This window comes from Pseudomonas sp. AM8 (assembly GCF_036346475.1).
Taxonomy (GTDB): Bacteria; Pseudomonadota; Gammaproteobacteria; order Pseudomonadales; family Pseudomonadaceae; genus Aquipseudomonas; species Aquipseudomonas marginalis.
Map to the genome: position 1 here is coordinate 929708 of NZ_JAOTNX010000001.1, position 21421 is coordinate 951128.

Sequence of the window (21421 nt, forward strand, 5' to 3'; positions counted from 1 at the left end):
CGCCCTCCGTAAGAGGGCGCGCCTTTTTGTGCCGCTGTAGCGGGATTAGCTGCCTGCGACAGTCATCCGCTCGATCAGCACCGAGCCTGTGCGAATATTGCTGCGCAGCTCCAGGTCATTTCCCACGGCAACGATCTGCTTGAACATATCGCGCATGTTGCCGGCGATGGTCACTTCCTGGACGGCGAACTGAATCTCACCGTTTTCCACCCAGAAGCCCGCCGCGCCACGGGAATAATCCCCAGTGACCATATTCAGGCCATGGCCCATCAATTCGGTCACCAACAGACCACGTCCCATGCGACGCAACAGCGCCGCCTGGTCTTCATCACCATGGGTCACGAACAGGTTATGCACGCCACCGGCGTTGGCAGTGCTTGGCAGGCCGAGTTTGCGGCCTGAGTAGGTGCCGAGTACGTAAGACACCAGCTCCCCGTTTTCGACGAACGGCTTGGCATACGTGGCCAGGCCGTCCCCATCGAACGCCGAACTGCCCATGGCCCGCATCAAGTGCGGACGCTCATCAATGGTCAGCCAATCGGGAAACAACGTCTGGCCAATCGCCCCTTCAAGGAACGAAGACTTGCGATACAGGTTGCCGCCAGAAATGGCCCCCAGGAAACTGCCAAACAGACCGCCTGCCAGCTCCGCCGAAAACAGTACAGGCACTTCACACGTCGGCACCGGGCGCGCGCCCAGGCGGCTCGCGGCACGTTGTGCGGCACGCTGACCAATGCTGACCGGGTCTGCCAGCAACTCACCCTGACGACTTACGTCGTACCAGTAATCACGCTGCATCTGGCCATTGGCCTCGGCGATCATCACGCAGCTCAGACTATGGCGCGTGGACGCATACCCGCCGATAAACCCGTGGCTGTTGCCGTAGACGCGACAGCCCTGATGCGTGTTCAACGTGGTGCCATCGGCGTTCTTGATGCGGGCATCGGCATCGAACGCCGCCGCTTCGCAGGTCAGCGCCAGCTCGATGGCCCGTTCGGGCGTGATGTCCCAGGCATGGAACAGATCGAAATCCTTCAAGTCCTTGGCCATCAGCGCCTTATCGGCCAAGCCCGAGCTTTCATCCTCGGAAGTGTGCTGGGCAATCGCCAATGCCGCGGCAACCGTTTCGCGTATGGCCTCCGGACCGCTGGCCGACGTACTGGCCGAACCTTTGCGCTGCCCCACATACAAGGTGATGCCAAAGCCTTGGTCACGGTTGAATTCGACGGTTTCCACTTCCCGTTGACGTACCGACGTCGACAACCCCTGCTCCAGCGACACCGCCACTTCACAGGCACTGGCCCCCTGGCGCTTGGCCTCGGCAAGGATCTGCTCGACTTGTTCCTGCAGGGCCGGTAACGCTTGCGGACCGACGCTTTGGGCTGCACTCATGGTTTTCTCCACTCAAATTCTGCTTTCGGCTAAGGCCATCGAGCGACCGGGCCGGACAAGCGGCCCCCGACTGGTTATCATGGCGGCGTTTCTTTGCGGACTGCCACCATGGTTGATTCTTACGACGACTCCCTCGATGGGGAGAAAAGCAAAACCCAGGTCAAACGTGAGCTGCATGCTCTGGTTGACCTGGGCGAGCGCCTTACAACGCTCAAGAAAGACTTGATTGCAAAACTGCCACTGACCGACGAAATGCGCCGGGCGCTTGCGGACGCACCCAAGCACACCGCGAATATCGCGCGTAAACGACACATCATGTTTATCGGCAAGCTGATGCGCGATCAGGACACTGACGCCATTCTCGCCTTGCTTGATCAAACCGATGCCTCCACTCGCCAGTACAACGAACGTTTCCATAACCTGGAACGTTGGCGTGACCGCCTGATCTCGGGCGATGACGCGGTGCTGGAGAAATTCGTGCTGGACTACCCGGACGCGGACCGCCAGCAACTGCGCTCCCTGATCCGTCAGGCCCAGCACGAGCAGGCGCATAACAAGGCGCCGGCCACCAGCCGTAAAATCTTCAAATACATCCGTGAGCTGGACGAGACTCAACGCGGTCTGCGTTGATGCCCGTCCCCGGGTGGCGGTCTTAGCCACCCGAAGCTCCCCCCTTACGACCCCGTGCCACCCACGGTGATCGCATCAATTTTCAGCGTTGGCTGGCCGACCCCTACCGGCACCGACTGCCCATCTTTCCCGCACATGCCCACACCACTGTCCAGGGCCAGGTCGTTGCCGACCATCGACACCTTGCTCATGGCTTCCGGGCCATTGCCAATCAACGTTGCCCCTTTGACCGGCGCGGTAATCCTGCCGTCTTCGATCAGGTATGCCTCGCTGGTAGAGAACACGAACTTGCCGCTGGTGATATCCACCTGGCCGCCGCCGAGGTTGGCGCAGTAGATGCCACGCTTCACCGAGGCGATGATCTCCGCCGGGTCGCTTTCGCCACCGAGCATGTAGGTGTTGGTCATGCGTGGCATCGGCAGGTGCGCATAAGATTCGCGACGGCCATTACCGGTGCGCGCAACGCCCATCAGGCGGGCATTGAGCTTGTCCTGCATGTAGCCCTTGAGCACACCGTTTTCAATCAAGGTGGTGCATTCGGTCGGCGTGCCTTCATCATCGACGCTCAGCGAGCCGCGGCGACCGGCCAGGGTGCCATCATCGACAATGGTGCAGAGCTTGGACGCAACCATCTCGCCCATGCGCCCGCTGTAGGCGGAACTGCCCTTGCGGTTGAAATCGCCTTCCAGGCCATGGCCCACGGCCTCGTGCAGCAATACGCCGGACCAGCCCGAGCCCAACACCACCGGCAGCGTGCCGGCCGGCGCAGGAATGGCTTCCAGGTTCACCAACGCCTGGCGCAAAGCCTCACGGGCATAGCCCATGGCACGGTCGTCGGTGAGGAAGTAACGGTAGTCGGTACGCCCGCCGCCGCCGTGGCCGCCACGCTCGCGGCGGCCGTTCTGCTCGACGATCACGCTGACATTGAAACGCACCAGCGGCCGTACGTCCGCCGCCAGCCCCCCGTCGGTGGACGCCACCAGGATGCGTTCCCACACACCGGCCATGCTCACGGAGACCTGCTGGATACGCGGGTCCAGGGCGCGAGTGGCCGCATCGATACGCTTGAGCAACTCGACCTTTTCCGCGCGGCTGATCACTTCCAGGGGGTTGTCCGGCGCATACAACTGCGCCACGTCCTGGGTACTGAACGCCTGTACCGTGCCATGTTGGCCGGCACGGGAGATCGAACGCGCAGCACGTGCGGCCAGGCCCAACGCCTCCAGGGTGATCGCGTTACTGTAGGCAAAACCGGTCTTTTCACCTGATTGCGCGCGGACGCCTACACCTTGGTCAAGATTGAAACTGCCTTCCTTGACGATGCCATCTTCCAGGGCCCAGGACTCGGAGATCTGCCCCTGGAAATACAGGTCGGCGGCATCGATGCCTGGCCCGGCCAGATCGCCGAGCACGGTTTGCAAGCTTTCGATGGTCACGCCACCGGGTGCCAGGAGGTGTTCACTGACTGAGGACAACAACTCGCTCATAGGTTTGGCCTTAAATTCATCGTTCTGAAGCAGGCCGCTGGGCGCCCTGCGAGAAAAAGCGCCGATGGTTGACCACCGGCATGCGCGCCCGTATCGACGCCTGTTCACTGCTATCGCGTTCGGCCAGCAACACCGCTTCGCCTTGATCCTGTTGTGCCAGCACCTGGCCCCATGGGTCGACGATCGCCGCATGACCATAGGTTTCCCGTGGCCCTGGATGCACACCGCCCTGGGCGGCCGCCAGCAGGTAACACTGGGTTTCGATGGCCCGTGCACGAATCAGCACATCCCAGTGGGCGGCACCGGTCACGGCGGTAAAGGCCGAGGGCGCAGTAATCAATTCAGCCCCCGCCGCGCGCAGCTCGCTGTACAGCTCGGGGAAGCGCAAGTCGTAGCACACCGTCAGGCCCAAACGGCCGACCGGCGTATCCGCCACCATCACGTTACTCCCGAAAGCATAGTCATCGGACTCCCGATAGCGACCCCGGGCGTCCGCCACGTCAACATCAAACAAATGCAGCTTGTCGTAACGGGCGACGACTTCGCCGCGATCATCGATCAGCAGCGAGCAGGCATTGGATTTGGCGTGCGGTTGATCCTTGGGCGGCAACGGCAGTGTGCCAGCCACTATCCATAAGGTGAGGTCGCGGGCGGTCTGTTTCAACCATTGCAGGATCGGACCTTCACCCAGCGCCTCGGCGCGGCCGATATCCGCCACGTCGCGGCGGCCCATGGCGGCAAAGTTTTCCGGCAGCACCGCCAGCTTCGCACCGCCGGCCGCCGCTTGTTCCAACAAGCGCCGGGCCTGGACCAGGTTGGCCAGCACATCGCTCTGACTGACCATTTGGATTACTGCAAAGGACATGGGCCGATACTCCGTAAAAGGCATGGGGCCATGCTACTCCACAGGCTCTCAGTTTGGTTTTTCAAAGGGCTTGTCGAAGGTGATTTTTGGATCCTTCCATGGGCCTTCCACCTTGTATTGCACGCTGGCGAAACGCGAAACACGGTCACCGATCAGCTTGTCGATCAGGAACAGTGCGCCACCAATCGCCGGCGCGCCCACGATCAGCGCGGCAATCGGCAGGTTGTTGGTCACCGGCAACGTCACCAGCAACTTCGCATCGACACGGTCAGCCACCAGGTCCAGTGTGCCGTTGAGCTCCAGGTTGCTCGACGGGCCGGTCATGGTGATCGGCTCGCGCGTCACGAACACGCCATTGCTGGCGACCAATTGGCCCTTGACCCGGTCATAACTCAAGCCCTTGCCCAGCAGGTCGGAGAAGTCCAGGCGCAGGCGGCGCCCGATGGAGTTGAAGTTGAGCAGGCCGAATACCCGCAGCGCCTGGGCGCCACCTTCCACCTCGACAAACTGACCTTTACGGAACGTCGCATCCAGGCTGCCGGAGAAACGTTTAGGCCCGACCCAGGCCGGCGAACCCGGCCACCGCCCATCCACATCCAGGTGGAAATCCTCGCTGGTGACCGTGGGCGCATAGCCCCAGCCTTTGAGTACATCGGCGATGTTCTTGCCGTCCAGGCGCCCCTTGTACCAACTGCTGCTGTCACCCGGGACACCTTCCCATCCGCCGGCGCCCTTGAGTTGCATGCCCTTGAGGCCCAGGTCCAGCGTATTGAAGGCCAGGCCTTTGGCCGTTGGCCGGATCTTGAGTGACCAGGCGCCAATCAGGTCCGGCCCCTGGAACAGCTGGTCAATGGCGATATCCAGCGCCGGAATATCCTTGGGATCGATACTGGCCAACGGGTCCGGTGCATTTTCATCAGCCTGTACCGTCGGGTCCACCGCCGGCAGCTTCACGTATTGCAGGTTGACCGCAATCGGCGCGCCCTTGGCATCCGGCAGGTTCACCGCCCCCTTGGCCTGCTGGCTGTCGAACTGTAAGCCCCAGGCAGCGGGCTTTCGATCCAACTGCAGGTTAACCTGATCGAACTGGGTACCCAGGCCGGTGAGCTTGCCAATCTTGAATTCGGCACCGCTCAGCAGCTGCTTGGCACTGCCACCTGGGTCATTGCCAGCATACTGGTTCACCAGTTTTTTCCACGGGTCGATATCCAGCTCCGAGAGTACGCCACGGATGCGCAAGCCCTTGGCGCCTGGCAGCACGGCATCGCCATCGCCAAGGAACAACTCGCCACGGCCGTCATTGAGTTTGTCCGGCGGCGCGGCAAAGGTGAAGTTGGCCAACTCACCGTAATCAAACCAGTAGCGGCGCTCAGCCCCCTGCAAGGTCATGCGGAATACGCTGTCACGTCCCTGGCTGGCCGGCATGCCGAACGGCGCCGGCAAGTCCACCGCAACGCCCTTGAGGTTGGAGCTGACCATCAGTTGGCTGTCGGCACCGTCCAGGTTGAGCTGTAACTGATACGAAATATCACCGGACACCGGCAACGGCTGACTGACTTTCAACCAATCCGTCAGACGCTTGACCGTCACCTGCCCCTTGGCAGCGACACGGGTGCTGATATTGCCTGGCTTGCCATCGGCAAAGATCTGCGCGGTGATCGGCCGGTCAAATGCCTGGGCGGTAATCTTTTCGCCGCTCAAGCCTTTGGCGCTATCGAAGCGGAAATTACCCTTGAGCTGCGTCAGGTCCAGAGGCGGTTCCGCCAATTGCAGGCGTGCCTTGTCAGTCTGGAAATCCACCACGATCCTGGGCTCGATGCCCTTGACCAGCGGAACGTCCAGATCCAGCGAGCCCTGCAGGTCTCCCTCGCCTTTCCAGCCGGCGAAGGTGGAGGCCGTACCAATTGGCGCTTCCTGGAGAATCTTCAGCCCATCGCCCAGGCCACCGGCAAAACCACCGGTAAGCAGCAGATGGCTTTCCTTGCCGGACGGCGCGTGGGGAATATTGACGTAGACGTCCTTGACCTTGGTGTCGAGCAACTGCCCCTTGCTCGCCAGGATGCGTACGCCCGTCTCTTCGACAAACACTTCGCCATTGACCTTGTTCACATGGGGCCAACCCGGCTGGAACGCCAGTTCGGCGTCATGCACCTTGAAGAACAGACTGATATTGCGCGCGGCGGGCAACGCATCGTGGTTCAGCGAGCCCTGGTACTGGAACAACCCCTGGTCCACCGCGCCCTTGAGAATTGCCGTGCGCAGCCACTCATCCAACGCGGGGCTCAGTACGGCCGGCAGGTATTTAGGGGTAAAGCGTCCATCGCCATCGACCATACCGACCCGCAGGTCCATATAGTCTTCCTGGCTATGGTCGAAATGCAGGCGAATCAGGAAATCGGCGGCGATCTTGCCCTCTTCCCCCAGCACCTTGATATACGGGGCGATCAGGGTGAAGCCTTGTTTATCCAGCTTCCACGTCAGGCGTGCATTGGCCTGGAGGTATTGCCAGGGCTTGGCGAAGATCGGATCGAGGTGCAGGGAAAAATCCTTGCTGTCCATGCGCAACTCGCCCTGGCCCAGGTCGCCGCTGATGCTGCCGGAAACGTTGCGTGCGGCCGGCGCACCGAAGTAGGCGTCAAACCCGACCCGTTCCAGGTTGGCGGCAAAGCTGACTTTTTGATCGGTGGTGTCTTGAGGACGGAAATCCACCAGCACATTACGCAGCAGGCCGGTGGCCTTCAGGTGCTCGACGGTCTTGGCGACGCCTTCCGGCAGTGGCGCCAGGGCGTTGAGCAACGGTGTGATGGGGGTCAGGTCGAGGCGGTCAGCCTGCAGCTTCCAGGCTTCCTGGGCCGTGTCGGTCGCCAGGGTCTGCTGCAATTGCAGGCGCGATTCCCATCGGGTCTCGCCCAGGTTCATCGCCAGGGAATCAAACAACACCTTCAAGCCGGTATCGCTGCGTTGCAGATAGGCCGTGAGTGCAAGGTTTTCGATATGCACCGGCTTGCGTTCGTCGTAGCTGCCCTTCACCTGCGGCGAGTTGAGGCGCACGACCGCACGTTGCACCGTGCCTTTACCCCAGTTCAGCCAGAACTCACCGCCGGCCTTGAACTGCGTGAGTTTCCACTGCTGGGTCAGCCTGGCGGGGATCCACTTGGCCCAGTCGCTCTGCGGCAGGCTCAGGTACGCCTCGACTTCCGCGTCCTTCCACTGGCTCGCGCGAATGCGGCTGCGCAGGCTCAGGGCCAGGGGCTGGCCGTCGGGCAAGGTCAGGCGAGCGTCCAGGCGCTGGCGGGTGACGCCCGTGTGCAGGCTCAAGCCCACATACGTCAGGGTCAGCGGCGCCTGGTCGAACGGTTGCAGGGTGACCTGGCTGTCGAGCAGCGATACGCGCTTGACCATCTGCATGCGCTTGAGCAATTGCTCCGGGTCCAGCGGCTGGTCGTCCTGTATCGGCAAGCCTTGCAGCGCCCAATGGCCGTCCTTGTCTTCCTTGGCGCTCAGTTGCAGGCCACTGACTTCCAGGTGCGCAATACGCACTTCGCGCGCCATCAGGCTGGCCCACATGTCCGGCACCACTTCGACCTGGTCCAGGCGCAAGGCACTGCTGCCCTCGCCGACCATTACGTCGTGGGCCAGCAACACGGGCGCAAAACCGCTCCAGCGGCCTTCAAGGCTGCCGATGTGCACAGGCATGTCCACCGCAGCCTGGGCCTTGGCTTCGATTTCCGCGCGGTATTCGGCCACCAGCGGGGTCAATTCACGCCCCAGGCTCACATACACCGCCGCCAACACCAGCAGCAAGGCGCACAGCCCAAGGCCCCAACGGGTCAAAGCGGCAAAAAAGCGTGTCAGACGCTCCATGTCAGGCGACCCTCAAGGCAGTAGTCGGACTGCAGATCAAGGTCTGCGAGTCGCGTAAAAAGAAAGCGAATGGGGATCAGAGCAGCACCACGTCATATTGTTCCTGGGAATACATGGTTTCGACCTGGAAGCGAATCGTACGCCCGATAAACCCCTCCAGCTCAGCCACGTTACCGGACTCTTCATCCAGCAGGCGGTCGACCACTTTCTGGTTGGCAAGCACTCTATAACCTTCGGCCTGGTAGGCCCGTGCCTCTCGGAGGATTTCCCGGAAAATCTCGTAGCAAACCGTTTCCGGAGTCTTCAACTTACCGCGGCCCTGGCAACTGCTGCAGGGCTCGCACAGCACCTGCTCCAGGCTCTCGCGGGTGCGCTTGCGGGTCATCTGCACCAGGCCCAGCTCGGTGATGCCGATGATATTGGTCTTGGCGTGATCGCGCTCCAGCTGTTTTTCGAGCGTGCGCAGCACCTGGCGCTGGTGCTCTTCATCTTCCATGTCGATGAAGTCGATGATGATGATGCCGCCCAGGTTACGCAGGCGCAGTTGACGAGCAATCGCCGTGGCCGCTTCGAGATTGGTCTTGAAGATGGTCTCTTCAAGGTTGCGATGGCCTACGAACGCGCCGGTGTTGACGTCGATGGTGGTCATCGCTTCCGCCGGGTCCACCACCAGGTAGCCACCGGACTTGAGCGGCACCTTGCGCTCCAGGGCTTTCTGGATTTCGTCCTCGACGCCATACAGGTCGAAGATCGGCCGTTCGCCAGGATAATGCTCCAGGCGATCGGCAATTTCCGGCATCAGCTCGGCAACAAATTGCGTGGTGCGCTGGAAGGTTTCCCGCGAGTCGATGCGAATTTTCTCGATCTTGGGGCTGACCAGGTCGCGCAAGGTACGCAGGGCCAGGCCCAGGTCTTCGTAGATCACACTCGGCGCGCCGATGGTCTTGATCTGTGCGCCGATCTGGTCCCACAGGCGCCGCAGGTAGCGAATGTCCATGAGGATTTCGTCGGCACCGGCGCCCTCGGCTGCGGTGCGCAGGATAAAGCCGCCCGCTTCCTTGATACCTTCAGCGGCCACGCAGTCGCTGACCACCTTTTTCAGGCGCTCGCGCTCGGCTTCGTCTTCAATTTTCAGGGAAATGCCGACATGGGCGGTGCGCGGCATATACACCAGGTAGCGCGACGGAATCGACAGTTGAGTGGTCAGGCGTGCGCCCTTGGAGCCGATGGGGTCCTTGGTGACTTGCACCACCAGGCTCTGCCCTTCATGCACCAAGGCACTGATGCTTTCCACCGCCGGCCCTTCGCGCAGGGAAATCTCCGAGGCGTGGATAAATGCTGCCCGGTCCAGGCCGATATCGACAAATGCCGCCTGCATCCCCGGCAACACCCGCACCACCTTGCCCTTGTAGATATTGCCGACGATCCCGCGTTTCTGGGTGCGCTCGACATGCACTTCTTGCAGAACACCGTTCTCTACCACCGCCACGCGCGATTCCATCGGCGTGATATTGATCAGAATCTCTTCACTCATGGCTGGGTCTCGTTCAGGCGTTTTCACAATAGTGACCGATCGCTGTAAGGCTGGGCGCTGGAGTAACGCGTTCAGCGCGCGGTAAGGTTTTGCCAACAGGGTATGCCGAATTGGGCAAGCAGTTGCGCGGTTTCGCACACCGGCAGGCCTACCACGGCGGAATAGCTGCCATTGAGCCCGGCCACAAACACCGAGCCAAGCCCTTGGATAGCATAGCCGCCCGCCTTGTCCTGGGGTTCGCCGCTGTGCCAGTAGCTTGTAGCCTCCTCGACAGAAATCCCACGGAAAAGTACACGACTGCTTACACATCGGGTTTCACAGCGCTGGCCGTCAGTCAGGGCAATCGCAGTCAGAACTTCATGTTCACGCCCCGCCAGTGCCATCAACATCGCCAACGCATCGGCTTGGTCTACGGGCTTGCCGAGGATCTTGCCGTCCACGATCACTGCGGTATCGGCGCCCAGGACGCAGGCGGCCGAGCGTTGCCCGAGCGCAGCAAAACCCGCTGCGGCCTTACCGCGAGCGAGACGCTCGACGTAGGAAACAGGGGTTTCGTTTGTAAGAGGGGTTTCATCAATGGCGGCGCTGACCACGGTGAAAGGCACACCGATCTGGGTCAGCAGTTCACGCCGCCTCGGGGAGCCCGAGGCCAGATATAGCGAATTCATTGCAGACTCTCCCTGTAGGGTTCGATAACCAGGCAGAGCCTCGCAATCCATTCAATTGATTTTATAGCGACGACGTAACCCACGCAGGCCGAAGCTGATCCAAGGCCACAACAGCGCACTGACCAGGGCCGGCAACACCAGCGCCAGGGTTGGCTGGCGGTTGCCGGTCAAGGCACTGAGCCACAACTGTACCAACTGCGCCAGGCCGAAGATCACCAGGATCACCAGGCATTGCTGCCACATCGGGAACATGCGCAGGCGCTGCTGCAACGACAGCACCAGGAAGGTGATCAGGGTCAGGATCAACGCGTTCTGGCCCAGCAAGGTGCCATACAGCACATCTTCCGCCAAGCCCAGGAACATGGCCGTGACCATGCCCACTTTATGCGGCAGGTTCAGCGACCAGAATGCCAGCAGCAATGCCAGCCACAGCGGACGCAGGATCTCCATGAACTGCGGCAGCGGCGAAACGCTGAGCAGCAAGCCGATGGCGAATGTCAGCCAGACGATCCAGCCATTGCTCGAATGAGTACCGGCCATTATTCCTCCCTCTGCCGTGTGGTGGCCGGGGCTGCGGCTGGAGGCTTCGCAGCGGGCGTCGTAGTGGCAGGCGTGGTGGCCGGCGGTTTCGCTGCAGTCGGTTTCACCGGGTGCACGCTATGGACCGCAGGCTTGACCGGTGTGGCCACAGGCGCAGTAGCTGCCGGAGTTGCCGCCGGTACAGCGGGGGTAGTCGACTGAGGCTTGGGCACGGTCGCAGGAATGATCGGCGCGGTGCCGTTCTTCTTGTCTTCCGCTTCCTGGGCCTGGGCGGCGTCGTTGGCGCGTTCTTCCGGAGTACGGTTGTCGCTGAACACCAGCAACAGGTAGCGGCTGCGGTTCAGGGCGGCAGTGGGCACGGCACGCACAATGGCGAAGGGCTGGCCGGAATCGTGGATCACTTCCTTGACCGTTGCCACCGGATAGCCTGCCGGGAACCGCTGGCCCAGGCCGGAGCTGACCAGCAGGTCGCCTTCCTTGATGTCGGCCGTATCCGCGACGTGACGTAATTCCAGGCGCTCAGGGTTACCGGTACCGCTGGCAATCGCGCGCAAGCCGTTACGGTTGACCTGCACCGGAATGCTGTGGGTGGTGTCCGTCAGCAGCAGGACCCGCGAGGTGTAGGGCATCAGCTCGACGACCTGCCCCATCAGTCCCCGAGCATCCAGTACCGGCTGACCAAGGACCACACCGTCGCGCTCACCCTTGTTGATGATGATGCGATGGGTAAAGGGGTTGGGGTCCATGCCGATCAACTCGGCCACTTCGACCTTTTCGTTGACCAACGCAGAAGAGTTAAGCAACTCGCGCAGCCGAACGTTCTGCTCGGTGAGGGCTGCCAGCTTTTGCATGCGCCCCTGCAACAGCAGGTTTTCGGTCTTGAGTTTTTCGTTCTCGGCAACCAGTTCGGTGCGGCTGCCAAATTGGCTGGCCACGCCCTGGTAGAGACGTTGCGGCAGGTCGGTGATCCAGTAAGTCTGCATCAACACCAGCGACATTTGGCTACGCACCGGCTTGAGCAGCGCAAAGCGGGCATCGACCACCATCAATGCGACCGAAAGCACGACCAGCACCAATAAGCGCACGCCCAATGAGGGGCCTTTGGCGAAAAGCGGTTTAATAGGCCGCTCCTCCCAGGCAAATGTTCTCTTTATTCATACGGCATCTAACCGGCCTGGATGCAGATTGAAGAAGATAAACGCCAACAGGCAGCACTGCAAAGTGCTGCCTGCGGGCGAAACATGGTGCAACCAACGATCTTATTCGCTGGAGAGCAGGTCCATGGTGTGTTTATCCATCATTTCCAGTGCACGACCACCGCCACGGGCAACGCAGGTCAGCGGGTCTTCGGCGACGATCACCGGCAGGCCGGTTTCCTGGGCCAGCAGCTTGTCGAGGTCGCGCAACAGGGCGCCACCACCGGTCAGCACCAGGCCTCGCTCGGCGATGTCGGAAGCCAGCTCCGGCGGCGATTGCTCCAGGGCGCTCTTCACAGCCTGAACGATGGTGGCCAGGGACTCTTGCAGAGCTTCCAGCACTTCATTGGAGTTCAGGGTGAAGGCACGTGGAACGCCTTCGGCCAGGTTGCGACCGCGAACATCGACTTCGCGAACTTCGCCGCCCGGGTAAGCGGTACCGATTTCCTGCTTGATGCGCTCGGCGGTGGATTCGCCGATCAGGCTGCCGTAGTTGCGACGTACATAAGTGATGATCGCTTCGTCGAAACGGTCGCCGCCTACGCGTACGGATTCGGCATACACCACACCGTTCAGGGAAATCAGGGCGATTTCAGTGGTACCACCACCGATATCCACCACCATCGAACCGCGCGCTTCTTCAACCGGCAGGCCGGCACCGATCGCAGCAGCCATCGGCTCTTCGATCAGGAACACTTCGCGGGCACCGGCGCCAAGGGCCGATTCACGGATGGCACGACGCTCCACCTGGGTGGATTTGCACGGAACACAGATCAGCACACGAGGGCTGGGCTGCAGGAAACTGTTTTCGTGAACCTTGTTGATGAAGTACTGCAGCATCTTTTCGCAGACGCTGAAGTCGGCGATCACGCCGTCTTTCATCGGACGAATGGCAGCAATATTACCTGGTGTTCGGCCGAGCATGCGCTTGGCCTCGGTGCCGACGGCAACGACACTTTTCTGATTACCATGGGTCCGAATGGCCACAACCGACGGCTCATTCAGGACGATACCGCGCTCGCGCACGTAAATAAGGGTGTTGGCAGTGCCCAGGTCAATGGAAAGATCGCTGGAAAACATGCCACGCAGTTTCTTGAACATGGGGAAAGGACCCTAGGCAACGCGTGGGTAAAAAAGTGCGGCAAACTCTAACAACGACAGGGATTTTGGGCAAGGCGCCAATGTGCTAAATTGGCCGACTTTCTGTGCACCAACCCCCACAATCGCGGCCGTAAGACCGTAGAAATGCGGTAGTGTTCCGACAATCTAACACACGGACAGCCTCCGTTCTGTTTTCCACTGGAGATTCCCATGGCGCTTGAACGCTCCGACGTGGAAAAAATCGCTCATCTGGCCTCGCTTGGCCTGAATGAAGCCGATCTTCCACAGACCACCGCAGCCCTGAACAGCATTCTCGGGCTGGTTGACCAAATGCAGGCCGTGAATACCGACGGCATCGAGCCCCTGGCTCACCCGCTGGAAGCCAGCCAGCGCCTGCGCGCAGACGTCGTGACCGAGCGCAATAATCGCGAGGCCTACCAGTCCATCGCGCCAGCGGTCGAAAACGGCCTGTACCTGGTTCCGAAAGTCATCGACTAAAGGGAAAGAGCCTTTCATGCATCACATGACTCTGGCCGAGATCGCCCGCGGTCTCGCCGACAAAAAGTTTTCTTCCGAAGAGCTGACCAAGACCCTGCTTGCGCGCATCGCCGAGCTGGACCCCAAGGTCAACAGCTTCATCAGCCTCACCGAAGAGCTGGCCCTGAGCCAGGCCAAGGCCGCGGATGTACGCCGCGCCAACGGTGAAAACGGTGCCCTGCTGGGCGCACCGATCGCCCACAAGGACCTGTTCTGCACCCAGGGCGTGCGCACCAGCTGCGGCTCGAAGATGCTCGACAACTTCAAGGCGCCCTACGACGCCACCGTGGTCGCCAAGCTGGCCGCTGCCGGGGCCGTGACCCTGGGCAAGACAAACATGGACGAATTCGCCATGGGGTCGGCCAACGAGTCGAGCTACTACGGCGCGGTGAAGAACCCGTGGAACCTGGAACACGTGCCCGGCGGTTCGTCCGGTGGTTCGGCTGCGGCCGTTGCCGCGCGCTTCCTGCCAGCCGCCACGGCCACCGACACCGGCGGCTCGATCCGCCAGCCGGCGGCCTTCACCAACCTCACCGGCCTGAAGCCGACCTACGGTCGGGTTTCCCGCTGGGGCATGATCGCCTACGCCTCCAGCCTCGATCAGGGCGGCCCACTGGCCCGAACGGCCGAAGACTGCGCGATTTTGTTACAAGGCATGGCAGGCTTCGACGCCCAGGACTCCACCAGCATCGATGAACCGGTGCCGGACTACAGCGCCAGCCTCAATGCTTCGCTCAAGGGCATGCGCATCGGCGTGCCGAAGGAATACTTCAGCGCCGGTCTCGACCCGCGCATTGCCGAATTGGTGCACAACAGCGTCAAGGAGCTGGAAAAGCTCGGCGCCGTGATCAAGGAAATCAGCCTGCCGAACAACCAGCATGCGATTCCTGCCTACTACGTGATCGCGCCGGCAGAAGCCTCTTCCAACCTGTCGCGTTTCGACGGCGTGCGCTTCGGCTACCGCTGCGAGAACCCGAAGGACCTGACCGACCTGTACAAACGCTCCCGTGGCGAAGGCTTCGGTGCCGAAGTGCAACGCCGGATCATGGTCGGTGCCTACGCCCTGTCCGCCGGCTATTACGACGCGTACTACCTCAAGGCGCAAAAGATCCGACGCCTGATCAAGAACGACTTCATGGCTGCCTTTGAAGAAGTCGACGTGATCCTCGGCCCAACCACGCCGAACCCGGCCTGGAAGATCGGCGCCAAGACCGGCGACCCGATTGCCGAGTACCTGGAAGACCTCTACACCATCACCGCCAACCTCGCGGGCCTGCCGGGCTTGTCCATGCCTGCCGGTTTCGTCGATGGCCTGCCGGTGGGCGTGCAATTGCTCGCCCCGTACTTCCAGGAAGGCCGCCTGCTCAATGTGGCGCACCAGTACCAGTTGAACACCGACTGGCACACTCGCACCCCTACCGGCTTCTGAGGAGAACACTATGCAATGGGAAGTTGTGATCGGGCTGGAGATTCATACCCAGCTCGCCACCCAATCGAAGATTTTCTCCGGTAGCGCCACCACGTTCGGCTCCGAGCCCAACACCCAGGCCAGCCTGGTAGACCTGGGCATGCCTGGCGTACTGCCGGTGCTGAACCAGGAAGCCGTGCGCATGGCGGTGATGTTCGGCCTGGCGATTGACGCCGAGATCGGCCAGCACAACGTGTTCGCGCGCAAGAACTACTTCTACCCGGACCTGCCCAAGGGCTACCAGATCAGCCAGATGGAATTGCCGATCGTCGGCAAGGGCTACCTGGACATCCCGCTGGAAGACGGCACCATCAAGCGTGTCGGCGTCACCCGTGCGCACCTGGAAGAAGACGCCGGCAAGAGCCTGCACGAAGAGTTCAACGGTGCCACCGGTATCGACCTGAACCGTGCCGGCACCCCGCTGCTGGAGATCGTGTCCGAGCCGGACATGCGCAGCGCCAAGGAAGCCGTGGCCTACGTCAAGACCATCCACGCGCTGGTGCGTTACCTGGGCATCTGTGACGGCAACATGGCCGAAGGCTCGCTGCGTTGCGACTGCAACGTGTCGGTGCGGCCAAAAGGCCAGGCCGAGTACGGCACTCGCTGCGAGATCAAGAACGTCAACTCGTTCCGATTTATCGAGAAAGCGATCAACACCGAAGTGCGGCGCCAGATCGAATTGATCGAGGACGGCGGCAAGGTGATCCAGCAAACGCGCCTGTACGACCCGAACAAAGACGAAACCCGCGCCATGCGCAGCAAAGAGGAAGCCAACGACTACCGTTACTTCCCCGATCCGGACCTGTTACCGGTGGTGCTTGAGGATTCGTTCCTCAATGACATCCGCGCCACCCTGCCGGAGTTGCCGCCGCAAAAACGCGAGCGCTTCCAGGCGCAGTTCGGCCTGTCGATCTACGATGCCAGCGTGCTGGCTTCGAGCCGTGAGCAAGCCGACTACTTCGAAAAGGTCGTGAGCATTGCCGGTGACGCCAAGCTGGCGGCCAACTGGGTGATGGTCGAGCTGGGCAGCCTGCTGAACAAACAGGGCCTGGAGATCGACGAAGCACCGGTGTCGGCCGAGCAATTGGGCGGCATGCTGCTGCGCATCAAGGACAACACCATCTCCGGCAAAATCGCCAAGACCGTGTTCGAAGCCATGGCCAGCGGTGAAGGCAGCGCCGACGAGATCATCGAGAAACGCGGTCTCAAGCAAGTCACCGACAGCGGCGCCATCTCGGCCGTGCTGGATGAAATGCTGGCGGCCAACGCCGAGCAGGTCGAACAGTACCGTGCGGCAGACGAAGCCAAGCGCGGCAAGATGTTCGGTTTCTTTGTCGGCCAGGCGATGAAAGCCTCCAAAGGCAAGGCCAACCCGCAACAGGTGAACGAACTGCTGAAAAGCAAGCTCGAAGGCTGATTGCGATGAATGGTCCGGGCGAGACTTCATGCCTGACTCGGACTCCCTGTGGGAGGGGGCTTGCCCCCGATAGCAGAGTGTCAGTCACTGCTGTTTTGACTGAATCACCGCTATCGGGGGCAAGCCCCCTCCCACATTTGTGATGGGGGCACCTTGATAATGAAGCGTCTATTAGGCCTATGGGCTCTATTCTCACTGCTGGCCGGCTGCGCCAGCGGCCTCATCGACCCCAACGGCTACGACGAAACCGGCACCGCCTCTTATTACGGCGCCAGGCACCATGGCAAGAAAACCGCCAGCGGTGAACCCTTCAACCAGAACGCCCTGACCGCCGCCCACCGGCGACTGCCCTTCGGCACCCAGGTCAAGGTCACCAATCTCGACAACGACAAATCCGTCGTGGTCCGCATCAACGATCGCGGCCCGCATACCCGTGGGCGCTTGATCGATCTATCACGCAAGGCGGCCGAGCAACTGGGTATGCTGGGCAGCGGCACTGCGCGGGTTCGCGTGCAAGCCCTGAGCAATTGAAGACGGAGCCCTGGCCATTTTCGGATTAACCGCCCTCTCGCCCTGGAGCCTGCTCGAACTGGTCAGCGGCCTGGTGCTGCTGATCCTCGGCGCCGAGATCCTGGTGCGCGCCGCCGTGCGCCTGGCCGCCAGCCTCAAGGTGCGGCCGCTGATCATCGGTCTTACGGTCGTCGCCTTCGGCAGCAGCGCGCCCCAGATGACCGTCAGCCTGCAGGCCACCCTGGCCGGCAATACCGACATTGCCGTGGGCAGCGTGATCGGCAGCAGCATCTTCAACATCCTCGTGACCCTGGGCCTGTCGGCGCTGATCATCCCCCTGCGCGTCTCGCGGCAGCTGGTGCGCCTGGATATTCCGGTGATGATCCTCGCCGGACTGCTGGTGTTTACCCTGGCGGCCAATGAAGAACTGACGCCGGTCGATGGCCTGCTGCTGCTGATTGCCCTGCTGGCCTACCTCGGCGTGCTGCATTACCAGACCCGCCATTCGCGCCGCCCGCGCACCCTGGATACCGTCGCCCGGGCGCCCTGGCTGAGCAGTGTGCTGCAGATGCTCGGCGGGTTGTTGATCCTCGTGCTGGCCGGGCACTTGCTGCTCGGCGCGGCGGTGGATGTGGCGGCTGACCTGGGCCTGTCGGAGCGCATCATCGGCCTTACGCTGATCGGCGTCGGCACGTCACTGCCCTGCCTGGCCACCTCACTGATTGCCGCCCTGCGCGGCCAGCGGGAAATTGCCGTGGGCAACGTGATCGGCAGCAACCTGTTCAACCTGCTGGGCGTATTGGGGCTGACCGCGTTGCTCGCGCCTTCGCCGCTGTCGGTGTCGCCCAACGCCCTGGACTTTGACCTGCCGGTGATGCTCGGCGTGGTGGTGCTGTGCCTGCCGGTGTTTTATACCGGCTACCGCGTCACCCGCGCCGAAGGCCTGGTACTGCTGGGCCTGTACCTGGCGTATGGGCTGCACGTGATGTCGTTCACCACCGGCATGCCCCTGGCCAACAAGCTTGAACAACTGATGCTGTATTACGTCCTGCCAGTGCTGGTGGCTTTCCTGTTGTTCAGCACGCTGCGAGCCTGGCGCCGCCAACACAAGAGGGAATCGCAATGACCGATCAGAAAAAGCCCGGGGTTGAAATGCGTCGCCAGGTGATGGGCGATGTGTTCGTCGACCGCGCCCTGGGCAACGCCACCGAATTCACCCAGCCGCTGCAGGACTTCGTCAACGAACATGCCTGGGGCAGCGTGTGGACCCGCGAAGGCTTGCCGCTGAAGACGCGCAGTCTGATCACCCTCGCCGCCCTCACCGCACTCAAGTGCCCCCAGGAGCTCAAGGGCCACGTGCGTGGCGCGTTGAACAATGGCTGTACTGTGGAGGAAATTCGCGAAGCGCTGCTGCATTGCGCGGTGTATGCCGGCGTACCGGCGGCGATTGATGCGTTTCGGGCGGCGCAGGAAGTCATCGACACCTATCAGAAAGAAGGCTAGATCCAGCCACCCGCCTGCAACACGAAAATCCCGATATTCGTGGTCACTGCCGCCATCAGCGTGGTGATCACGATAATCGCCGCCGCCAGTTCATGATTGCCCTCGGCCGCCCTGGCCATCACGAAGCTCGCCGCGGCGGTCGGCGCACCGAAGTACAGGAACAGGATCCCCAACTCCGGCCCGCGAAAGCCCAGCAGCCACGCGCCCAGGGTCGCGACCACCGGCAGCCAGACCATCTTCATCAAGCTCGCGCTCAGCGCCATATTGCCGCTCTTGCGCAGCGCCGCCAGGGACAGGGTGCCGCCAATGCAGATCAATGCCAGCGGCAAGGTGGTGTCCGCCAGGTACTGCATGGATTTTTCCAGCCAGCCCGGCAGGCCAATCTGAAAATACGCGAACGGCGCCGCCACGATCACGCTGATGATCAGCGGATTGGCTACCACACTTTTGCAGATGCTCCACGGGTCGGACTTGATCACCGGGCTGTACACCGCCAGCACAATGGTCGACAGGGTGTTGTAGAACAGGATCACCAGCGCCGCGAGGATCGCGCCGAGGGAAATGCCGTAGTCGCCGTACATGCTGGCCGCCAGGGCCAGGCCGATCACTCCGTTATTGCCGCGAAACGCGCCCTGGGTGTAGATGCCTCGGTCTTCACGCTTGCAGCGAAAAATCGCCCAGCCCCAGGCCAGGGCAAAGCTCAGCAGCGTGGCGACGGCAAAATAGATCAGCAACCCCGGCTTGAGCGCCGAGTGCAGGTCGGCGTGGAGGATGCCGAGGAACAGCAGCGCCGGCATGGTGACGTTGAACACCAGGGACGAAGCCGTGTGGATAAAGTTGTCGTTGATCCAGTTGATGCGCTTGAGCAGCACACCCAGGAACAGCATGGCGAATACCGGCGCAGTGATGGTGAGGGTGGTGAGGAAAATAGCCAGCATGCCGGGGAGAACCTTGGTGAACGTCGTCAGGTGGCTAATGATAAGCCACTACAACCCGGTTAGTCTGGTCCAGATCCCTGTAGTGAGCGGGCTTGCCCCGCGCTGGGTGGCGAAGCCGCCCCATCTCAGGCACTGAGTTCCTTCAGTTAGAGTTGAAAGTCCTGAGTTTAGGGCGGCTTCGCCACCCAGCGCGGGGCAAGCCCGCTCACCACAATCAGGTAATCGGCGCCGGGTTGAACAAGGTGATGTCGTTATGCAGCTTGTGATGTTCCGCCCAGGTCTGCTTCTTACCGCTGGCCACGTCCAGGTAGAAGTGGAACAACTCCCAGCCCAACTCCTCGATGGTCGCGCGCCCGGTGGCAATGCGCCCGGCGTCGATATCGATGAGGTCCGGCCAGCGCTGCGCCAGCTCCGTACGCGTCGAGACCTTCACCACCGGGGCCATCGCCAGCCCGTAAGGGGTACCACGCCCGGTGGTGAACACATGCAGGTTCATCCCCGCCGCCAGTTGCAGGGTGCCGCAGACAAAATCACTGGCCGGTGTCGCGCAGAAGATCAGGCCCTTGCTCTTGAAGCGCTCGCCCGGGCCCAGCACGCCGTTGATCGCGCTGCTGCCGGACTTGACGATGGAGCCCAGGGACTTCTCGACAATGTTCGACAGCCCGCCCTTCTTGTTGCCTGGCGTGGTGTTGGCACTGCGATCCGCTTCACCCTTGGCCAGGTAACGGTCGTACCAGTCCATTTCCCTGACCAACTCTTCGGCAACTTCCTTCGTCTCTGCGCGCGAAGTCAGCAGGTAAATGGCATCCCGCACTTCGGTGACTTCGGAAAACATCACCGTTGCCCCGGCCCGCAGCAACAAATCCGAGGCATAGCCCAGCGCCGGGTTGGCGGTGATGCCGGAAAACGCATCACTGCCGCCGCACTGCATGCCCAGGATCAACTCGGACGCCGGCACGGTTTCCCGGCGACGCTGGTCGAGCTTCTTCAGACGCACTTCGGCCAAGTCCATGATCTGCTCGATCATCTCGGTAAAGCCATGGCTGGAATCCTGCAACCGATACAGCCACGGCTCGCTGAGGTCGACGGAGCTGTCGTTGTCGTGCATCACCTGCCCGGCCTGCAATTTCTCGCAGCCCAGGCTGATCACCAGGGCTTCGCCGCCCAGGTTCGGGTTGCGCGCCAGGTTACGCACGGTACGGATCGGGATGTAGGCATCCGTCGCGGTGATCGCTACCCCGCAGCCGTAGCTGTGGGTCAGCGCCACCACGTCATCGACGTGAGGGTACTTGGGCAGCAATTCGTCCTTGATGCGCTTGACCGCATGGTCCAGCACGCCCGTCACACACTGCACCGTGGTGGTGATGCCGAGGATATTGCGCGTGCCCACGGTACCGTCGGCGTTGCGATAGCCCTCGAAGGTAAACCCCTCCAACGGTGCCTGGGCTTCAGGCACCTCGGTGGACAGCGGCAAGCTGTCCAGCGGTGGCGCGGTGGGCATGCGCAGTTGATCTTCCTGGACCCAACTGCCGCGCGGAATCGGCGCCAGGGCGTAACCGATGGTCTGTCCGTAGCGAATAATCTGACCGCCTTCGGGGATGTCTTCCAGGGTCACTTTGTGGCTCTGGGGGATGAAATCCACGGTCACCAGGCCGTCCGGGAACTCGGTCCCGGCCGGTACGCCCTGGTCGTTGACCACGATCACTACGTTGTCGCGCTCGTGCAGGCGGATGGAGCGCGGCGAGTCGGCATGTTCAATCAACTGCATCAC

18 protein-coding genes are annotated in these 21421 nt (G+C 61.8%); 7 read left to right on the forward strand and 11 right to left on the reverse strand.

Going from position 1 to position 21421, the window contains the following annotated elements; all coding sequences use genetic code 11:
- Window positions 1-45: 45 nt before the first annotated feature.
- Window positions 46-1392, reverse strand: a complete 1347-nt coding sequence (pmbA, locus tag V3W40_RS04515; RefSeq protein ID WP_065924297.1) for a metalloprotease PmbA — start codon at window positions 1390-1392, stop codon at window positions 46-48.
- A 108-nt stretch (window positions 1393-1500) separates the two neighbouring features.
- Between pmbA and yjgA the strand changes: the two genes are divergently transcribed.
- Window positions 1501-2022, forward strand: coding sequence for a ribosome biogenesis factor YjgA (yjgA, locus tag V3W40_RS04520; protein ID WP_017138246.1), 522 nt, complete (start codon window positions 1501-1503; stop codon window positions 2020-2022).
- Window positions 2023-2066: 44 nt separating this feature from the next.
- Here the strand turns inward: yjgA and tldD are convergent, their stop codons facing one another.
- The 8 genes from tldD to mreB form a co-directional block, all read right to left on the reverse strand.
- A complete protein-coding gene (gene tldD / locus V3W40_RS04525) occupies window positions 2067-3509 on the reverse strand; it encodes a metalloprotease TldD (RefSeq protein WP_065924298.1) in 1443 nt (480 codons plus the stop codon).
- Window positions 3510-3525: 16 nt separating this feature from the next.
- Window positions 3526-4374, reverse strand: a complete 849-nt coding sequence (locus V3W40_RS04530) for a carbon-nitrogen hydrolase family protein (protein WP_330214520.1) — start codon at window positions 4372-4374, stop codon at window positions 3526-3528.
- 48 nt (window positions 4375-4422) lie between these two features.
- On the reverse strand, window positions 4423-8238 hold the full coding sequence (locus tag V3W40_RS04535) for a YhdP family protein (RefSeq protein ID WP_330214521.1): 3816 nt from the start codon (window positions 8236-8238) through the stop codon (window positions 4423-4425).
- 76 nt (window positions 8239-8314) lie between these two features.
- On the reverse strand, window positions 8315-9772 hold the full coding sequence (gene rng, locus V3W40_RS04540) for a ribonuclease G (RefSeq protein WP_010213134.1): 1458 nt from the start codon (window positions 9770-9772) through the stop codon (window positions 8315-8317).
- 71 nt (window positions 9773-9843) lie between these two features.
- Window positions 9844-10440 carry a Maf family protein gene (locus V3W40_RS04545; RefSeq protein ID WP_027604825.1) on the reverse strand — a complete coding sequence of 199 codons (597 nt, stop codon included), beginning with the start codon at window positions 10438-10440 and terminating at the stop codon, window positions 9844-9846.
- A 51-nt stretch (window positions 10441-10491) separates the two neighbouring features.
- Window positions 10492-10980 carry a rod shape-determining protein MreD gene (gene mreD / locus V3W40_RS04550; RefSeq protein WP_027604826.1) on the reverse strand — a complete coding sequence of 163 codons (489 nt, stop codon included), beginning with the start codon at window positions 10978-10980 and terminating at the stop codon, window positions 10492-10494.
- Window positions 10980-12101 carry a rod shape-determining protein MreC gene (mreC, locus tag V3W40_RS04555; RefSeq protein WP_137212587.1) on the reverse strand — a complete coding sequence of 374 codons (1122 nt, stop codon included), beginning with the start codon at window positions 12099-12101 and terminating at the stop codon, window positions 10980-10982. The genes mreD and mreC overlap by 1 nt, the downstream gene beginning before the upstream one ends.
- 138 nt (window positions 12102-12239) lie before the next feature.
- Entirely contained in the window at window positions 12240-13277 is a 1038-nt protein-coding gene (mreB, locus tag V3W40_RS04560; RefSeq protein ID WP_002555108.1) for a rod shape-determining protein MreB, read from the reverse strand.
- Between the two features lie 210 nt (window positions 13278-13487).
- On the opposite strand from mreB, the gene gatC reads away from it, so the two are divergent.
- From gatC to V3W40_RS04590, 6 genes are all read left to right on the forward strand, one after another.
- Window positions 13488-13775: an Asp-tRNA(Asn)/Glu-tRNA(Gln) amidotransferase subunit GatC gene (gatC, locus tag V3W40_RS04565; protein WP_003171764.1), complete on the forward strand. Its 288-nt coding sequence runs from the start codon at window positions 13488-13490 to the stop codon at window positions 13773-13775.
- A gap of 16 nt (window positions 13776-13791) precedes the next feature.
- Window positions 13792-15243 carry an Asp-tRNA(Asn)/Glu-tRNA(Gln) amidotransferase subunit GatA gene (gene gatA, locus V3W40_RS04570; protein WP_330214522.1) on the forward strand — a complete coding sequence of 484 codons (1452 nt, stop codon included), beginning with the start codon at window positions 13792-13794 and terminating at the stop codon, window positions 15241-15243.
- A 10-nt stretch (window positions 15244-15253) separates the two neighbouring features.
- Window positions 15254-16699, forward strand: a complete 1446-nt coding sequence (gene gatB / locus V3W40_RS04575; RefSeq protein WP_065924303.1) for an Asp-tRNA(Asn)/Glu-tRNA(Gln) amidotransferase subunit GatB — start codon at window positions 15254-15256, stop codon at window positions 16697-16699.
- 159 nt (window positions 16700-16858) lie between these two features.
- Window positions 16859-17230 carry a septal ring lytic transglycosylase RlpA family protein gene (locus V3W40_RS04580; RefSeq protein WP_065924304.1) on the forward strand — a complete coding sequence of 124 codons (372 nt, stop codon included), beginning with the start codon at window positions 16859-16861 and terminating at the stop codon, window positions 17228-17230.
- A gap of 58 nt (window positions 17231-17288) precedes the next feature.
- Entirely contained in the window at window positions 17289-18335 is a 1047-nt protein-coding gene (locus V3W40_RS04585; protein WP_065924305.1) for a calcium/sodium antiporter, read from the forward strand.
- Entirely contained in the window at window positions 18332-18712 is a 381-nt protein-coding gene (locus V3W40_RS04590; RefSeq protein WP_065924306.1) for a carboxymuconolactone decarboxylase family protein, read from the forward strand. The genes V3W40_RS04585 and V3W40_RS04590 overlap by 4 nt, the downstream gene beginning before the upstream one ends.
- Here the strand turns inward: V3W40_RS04590 and V3W40_RS04595 are convergent.
- Together V3W40_RS04595 and garD are read right to left on the reverse strand one after the other, a co-directional pair.
- Window positions 18709-19650, reverse strand: a complete 942-nt coding sequence (locus V3W40_RS04595; protein ID WP_027604833.1) for an AEC family transporter — start codon at window positions 19648-19650, stop codon at window positions 18709-18711. The two genes, V3W40_RS04590 and V3W40_RS04595, sit on opposite strands and share 4 nt — an antisense overlap.
- Before the next feature lie 214 nt (window positions 19651-19864).
- Complete coding sequence (gene garD, locus V3W40_RS04600) at window positions 19865-21418, reverse strand: galactarate dehydratase (protein WP_065924307.1); 1554 nt, start codon at window positions 21416-21418, stop codon at window positions 19865-19867.
- Window positions 21419-21421 lie beyond the last annotated feature (3 nt).

Bases quoted from the DNA above. Each gene is read 5' to 3' on its own strand.
- pmbA (WP_065924297.1), bottom strand. From the start codon at position 1,392: ATGAGTGCAGCCCAAAGCGTCGGTCCGCAAGCGTTACCGGCCCTGCAG.
- yjgA (WP_017138246.1), top strand. From the start codon at position 1,501: ATGGTTGATTCTTACGACGACTCCCTCGATGGGGAGAAAAGCAAAACC.
- tldD (WP_065924298.1), bottom strand. From the start codon at position 3,509: ATGAGCGAGTTGTTGTCCTCAGTCAGTGAACACCTCCTGGCACCCGGT.
- V3W40_RS04530 (WP_330214520.1), bottom strand. From the start codon at position 4,374: ATGTCCTTTGCAGTAATCCAAATGGTCAGTCAGAGCGATGTGCTGGCC.
- V3W40_RS04535 (WP_330214521.1), bottom strand. From the start codon at position 8,238: ATGGAGCGTCTGACACGCTTTTTTGCCGCTTTGACCCGTTGGGGCCTT.
- rng (WP_010213134.1), bottom strand. From the start codon at position 9,772: ATGAGTGAAGAGATTCTGATCAATATCACGCCGATGGAATCGCGCGTG.
- V3W40_RS04545 (WP_027604825.1), bottom strand. From the start codon at position 10,440: ATGAATTCGCTATATCTGGCCTCGGGCTCCCCGAGGCGGCGTGAACTG.
- mreD (WP_027604826.1), bottom strand. From the start codon at position 10,980: ATGGCCGGTACTCATTCGAGCAATGGCTGGATCGTCTGGCTGACATTC.
- mreB (WP_002555108.1), bottom strand. From the start codon at position 13,277: ATGTTCAAGAAACTGCGTGGCATGTTTTCCAGCGATCTTTCCATTGAC.
- gatC (WP_003171764.1), top strand. From the start codon at position 13,488: ATGGCGCTTGAACGCTCCGACGTGGAAAAAATCGCTCATCTGGCCTCG.
- gatA (WP_330214522.1), top strand. From the start codon at position 13,792: ATGCATCACATGACTCTGGCCGAGATCGCCCGCGGTCTCGCCGACAAA.
- gatB (WP_065924303.1), top strand. From the start codon at position 15,254: ATGCAATGGGAAGTTGTGATCGGGCTGGAGATTCATACCCAGCTCGCC.
- V3W40_RS04580 (WP_065924304.1), top strand. From the start codon at position 16,859: ATGAAGCGTCTATTAGGCCTATGGGCTCTATTCTCACTGCTGGCCGGC.
- V3W40_RS04590 (WP_065924306.1), top strand. From the start codon at position 18,332: ATGACCGATCAGAAAAAGCCCGGGGTTGAAATGCGTCGCCAGGTGATG.
- V3W40_RS04595 (WP_027604833.1), bottom strand. From the start codon at position 19,650: ATGCTGGCTATTTTCCTCACCACCCTCACCATCACTGCGCCGGTATTC.
- garD (WP_065924307.1), bottom strand. From the start codon at position 21,418: ATGCAGTTGATTGAACATGCCGACTCGCCGCGCTCCATCCGCCTGCAC.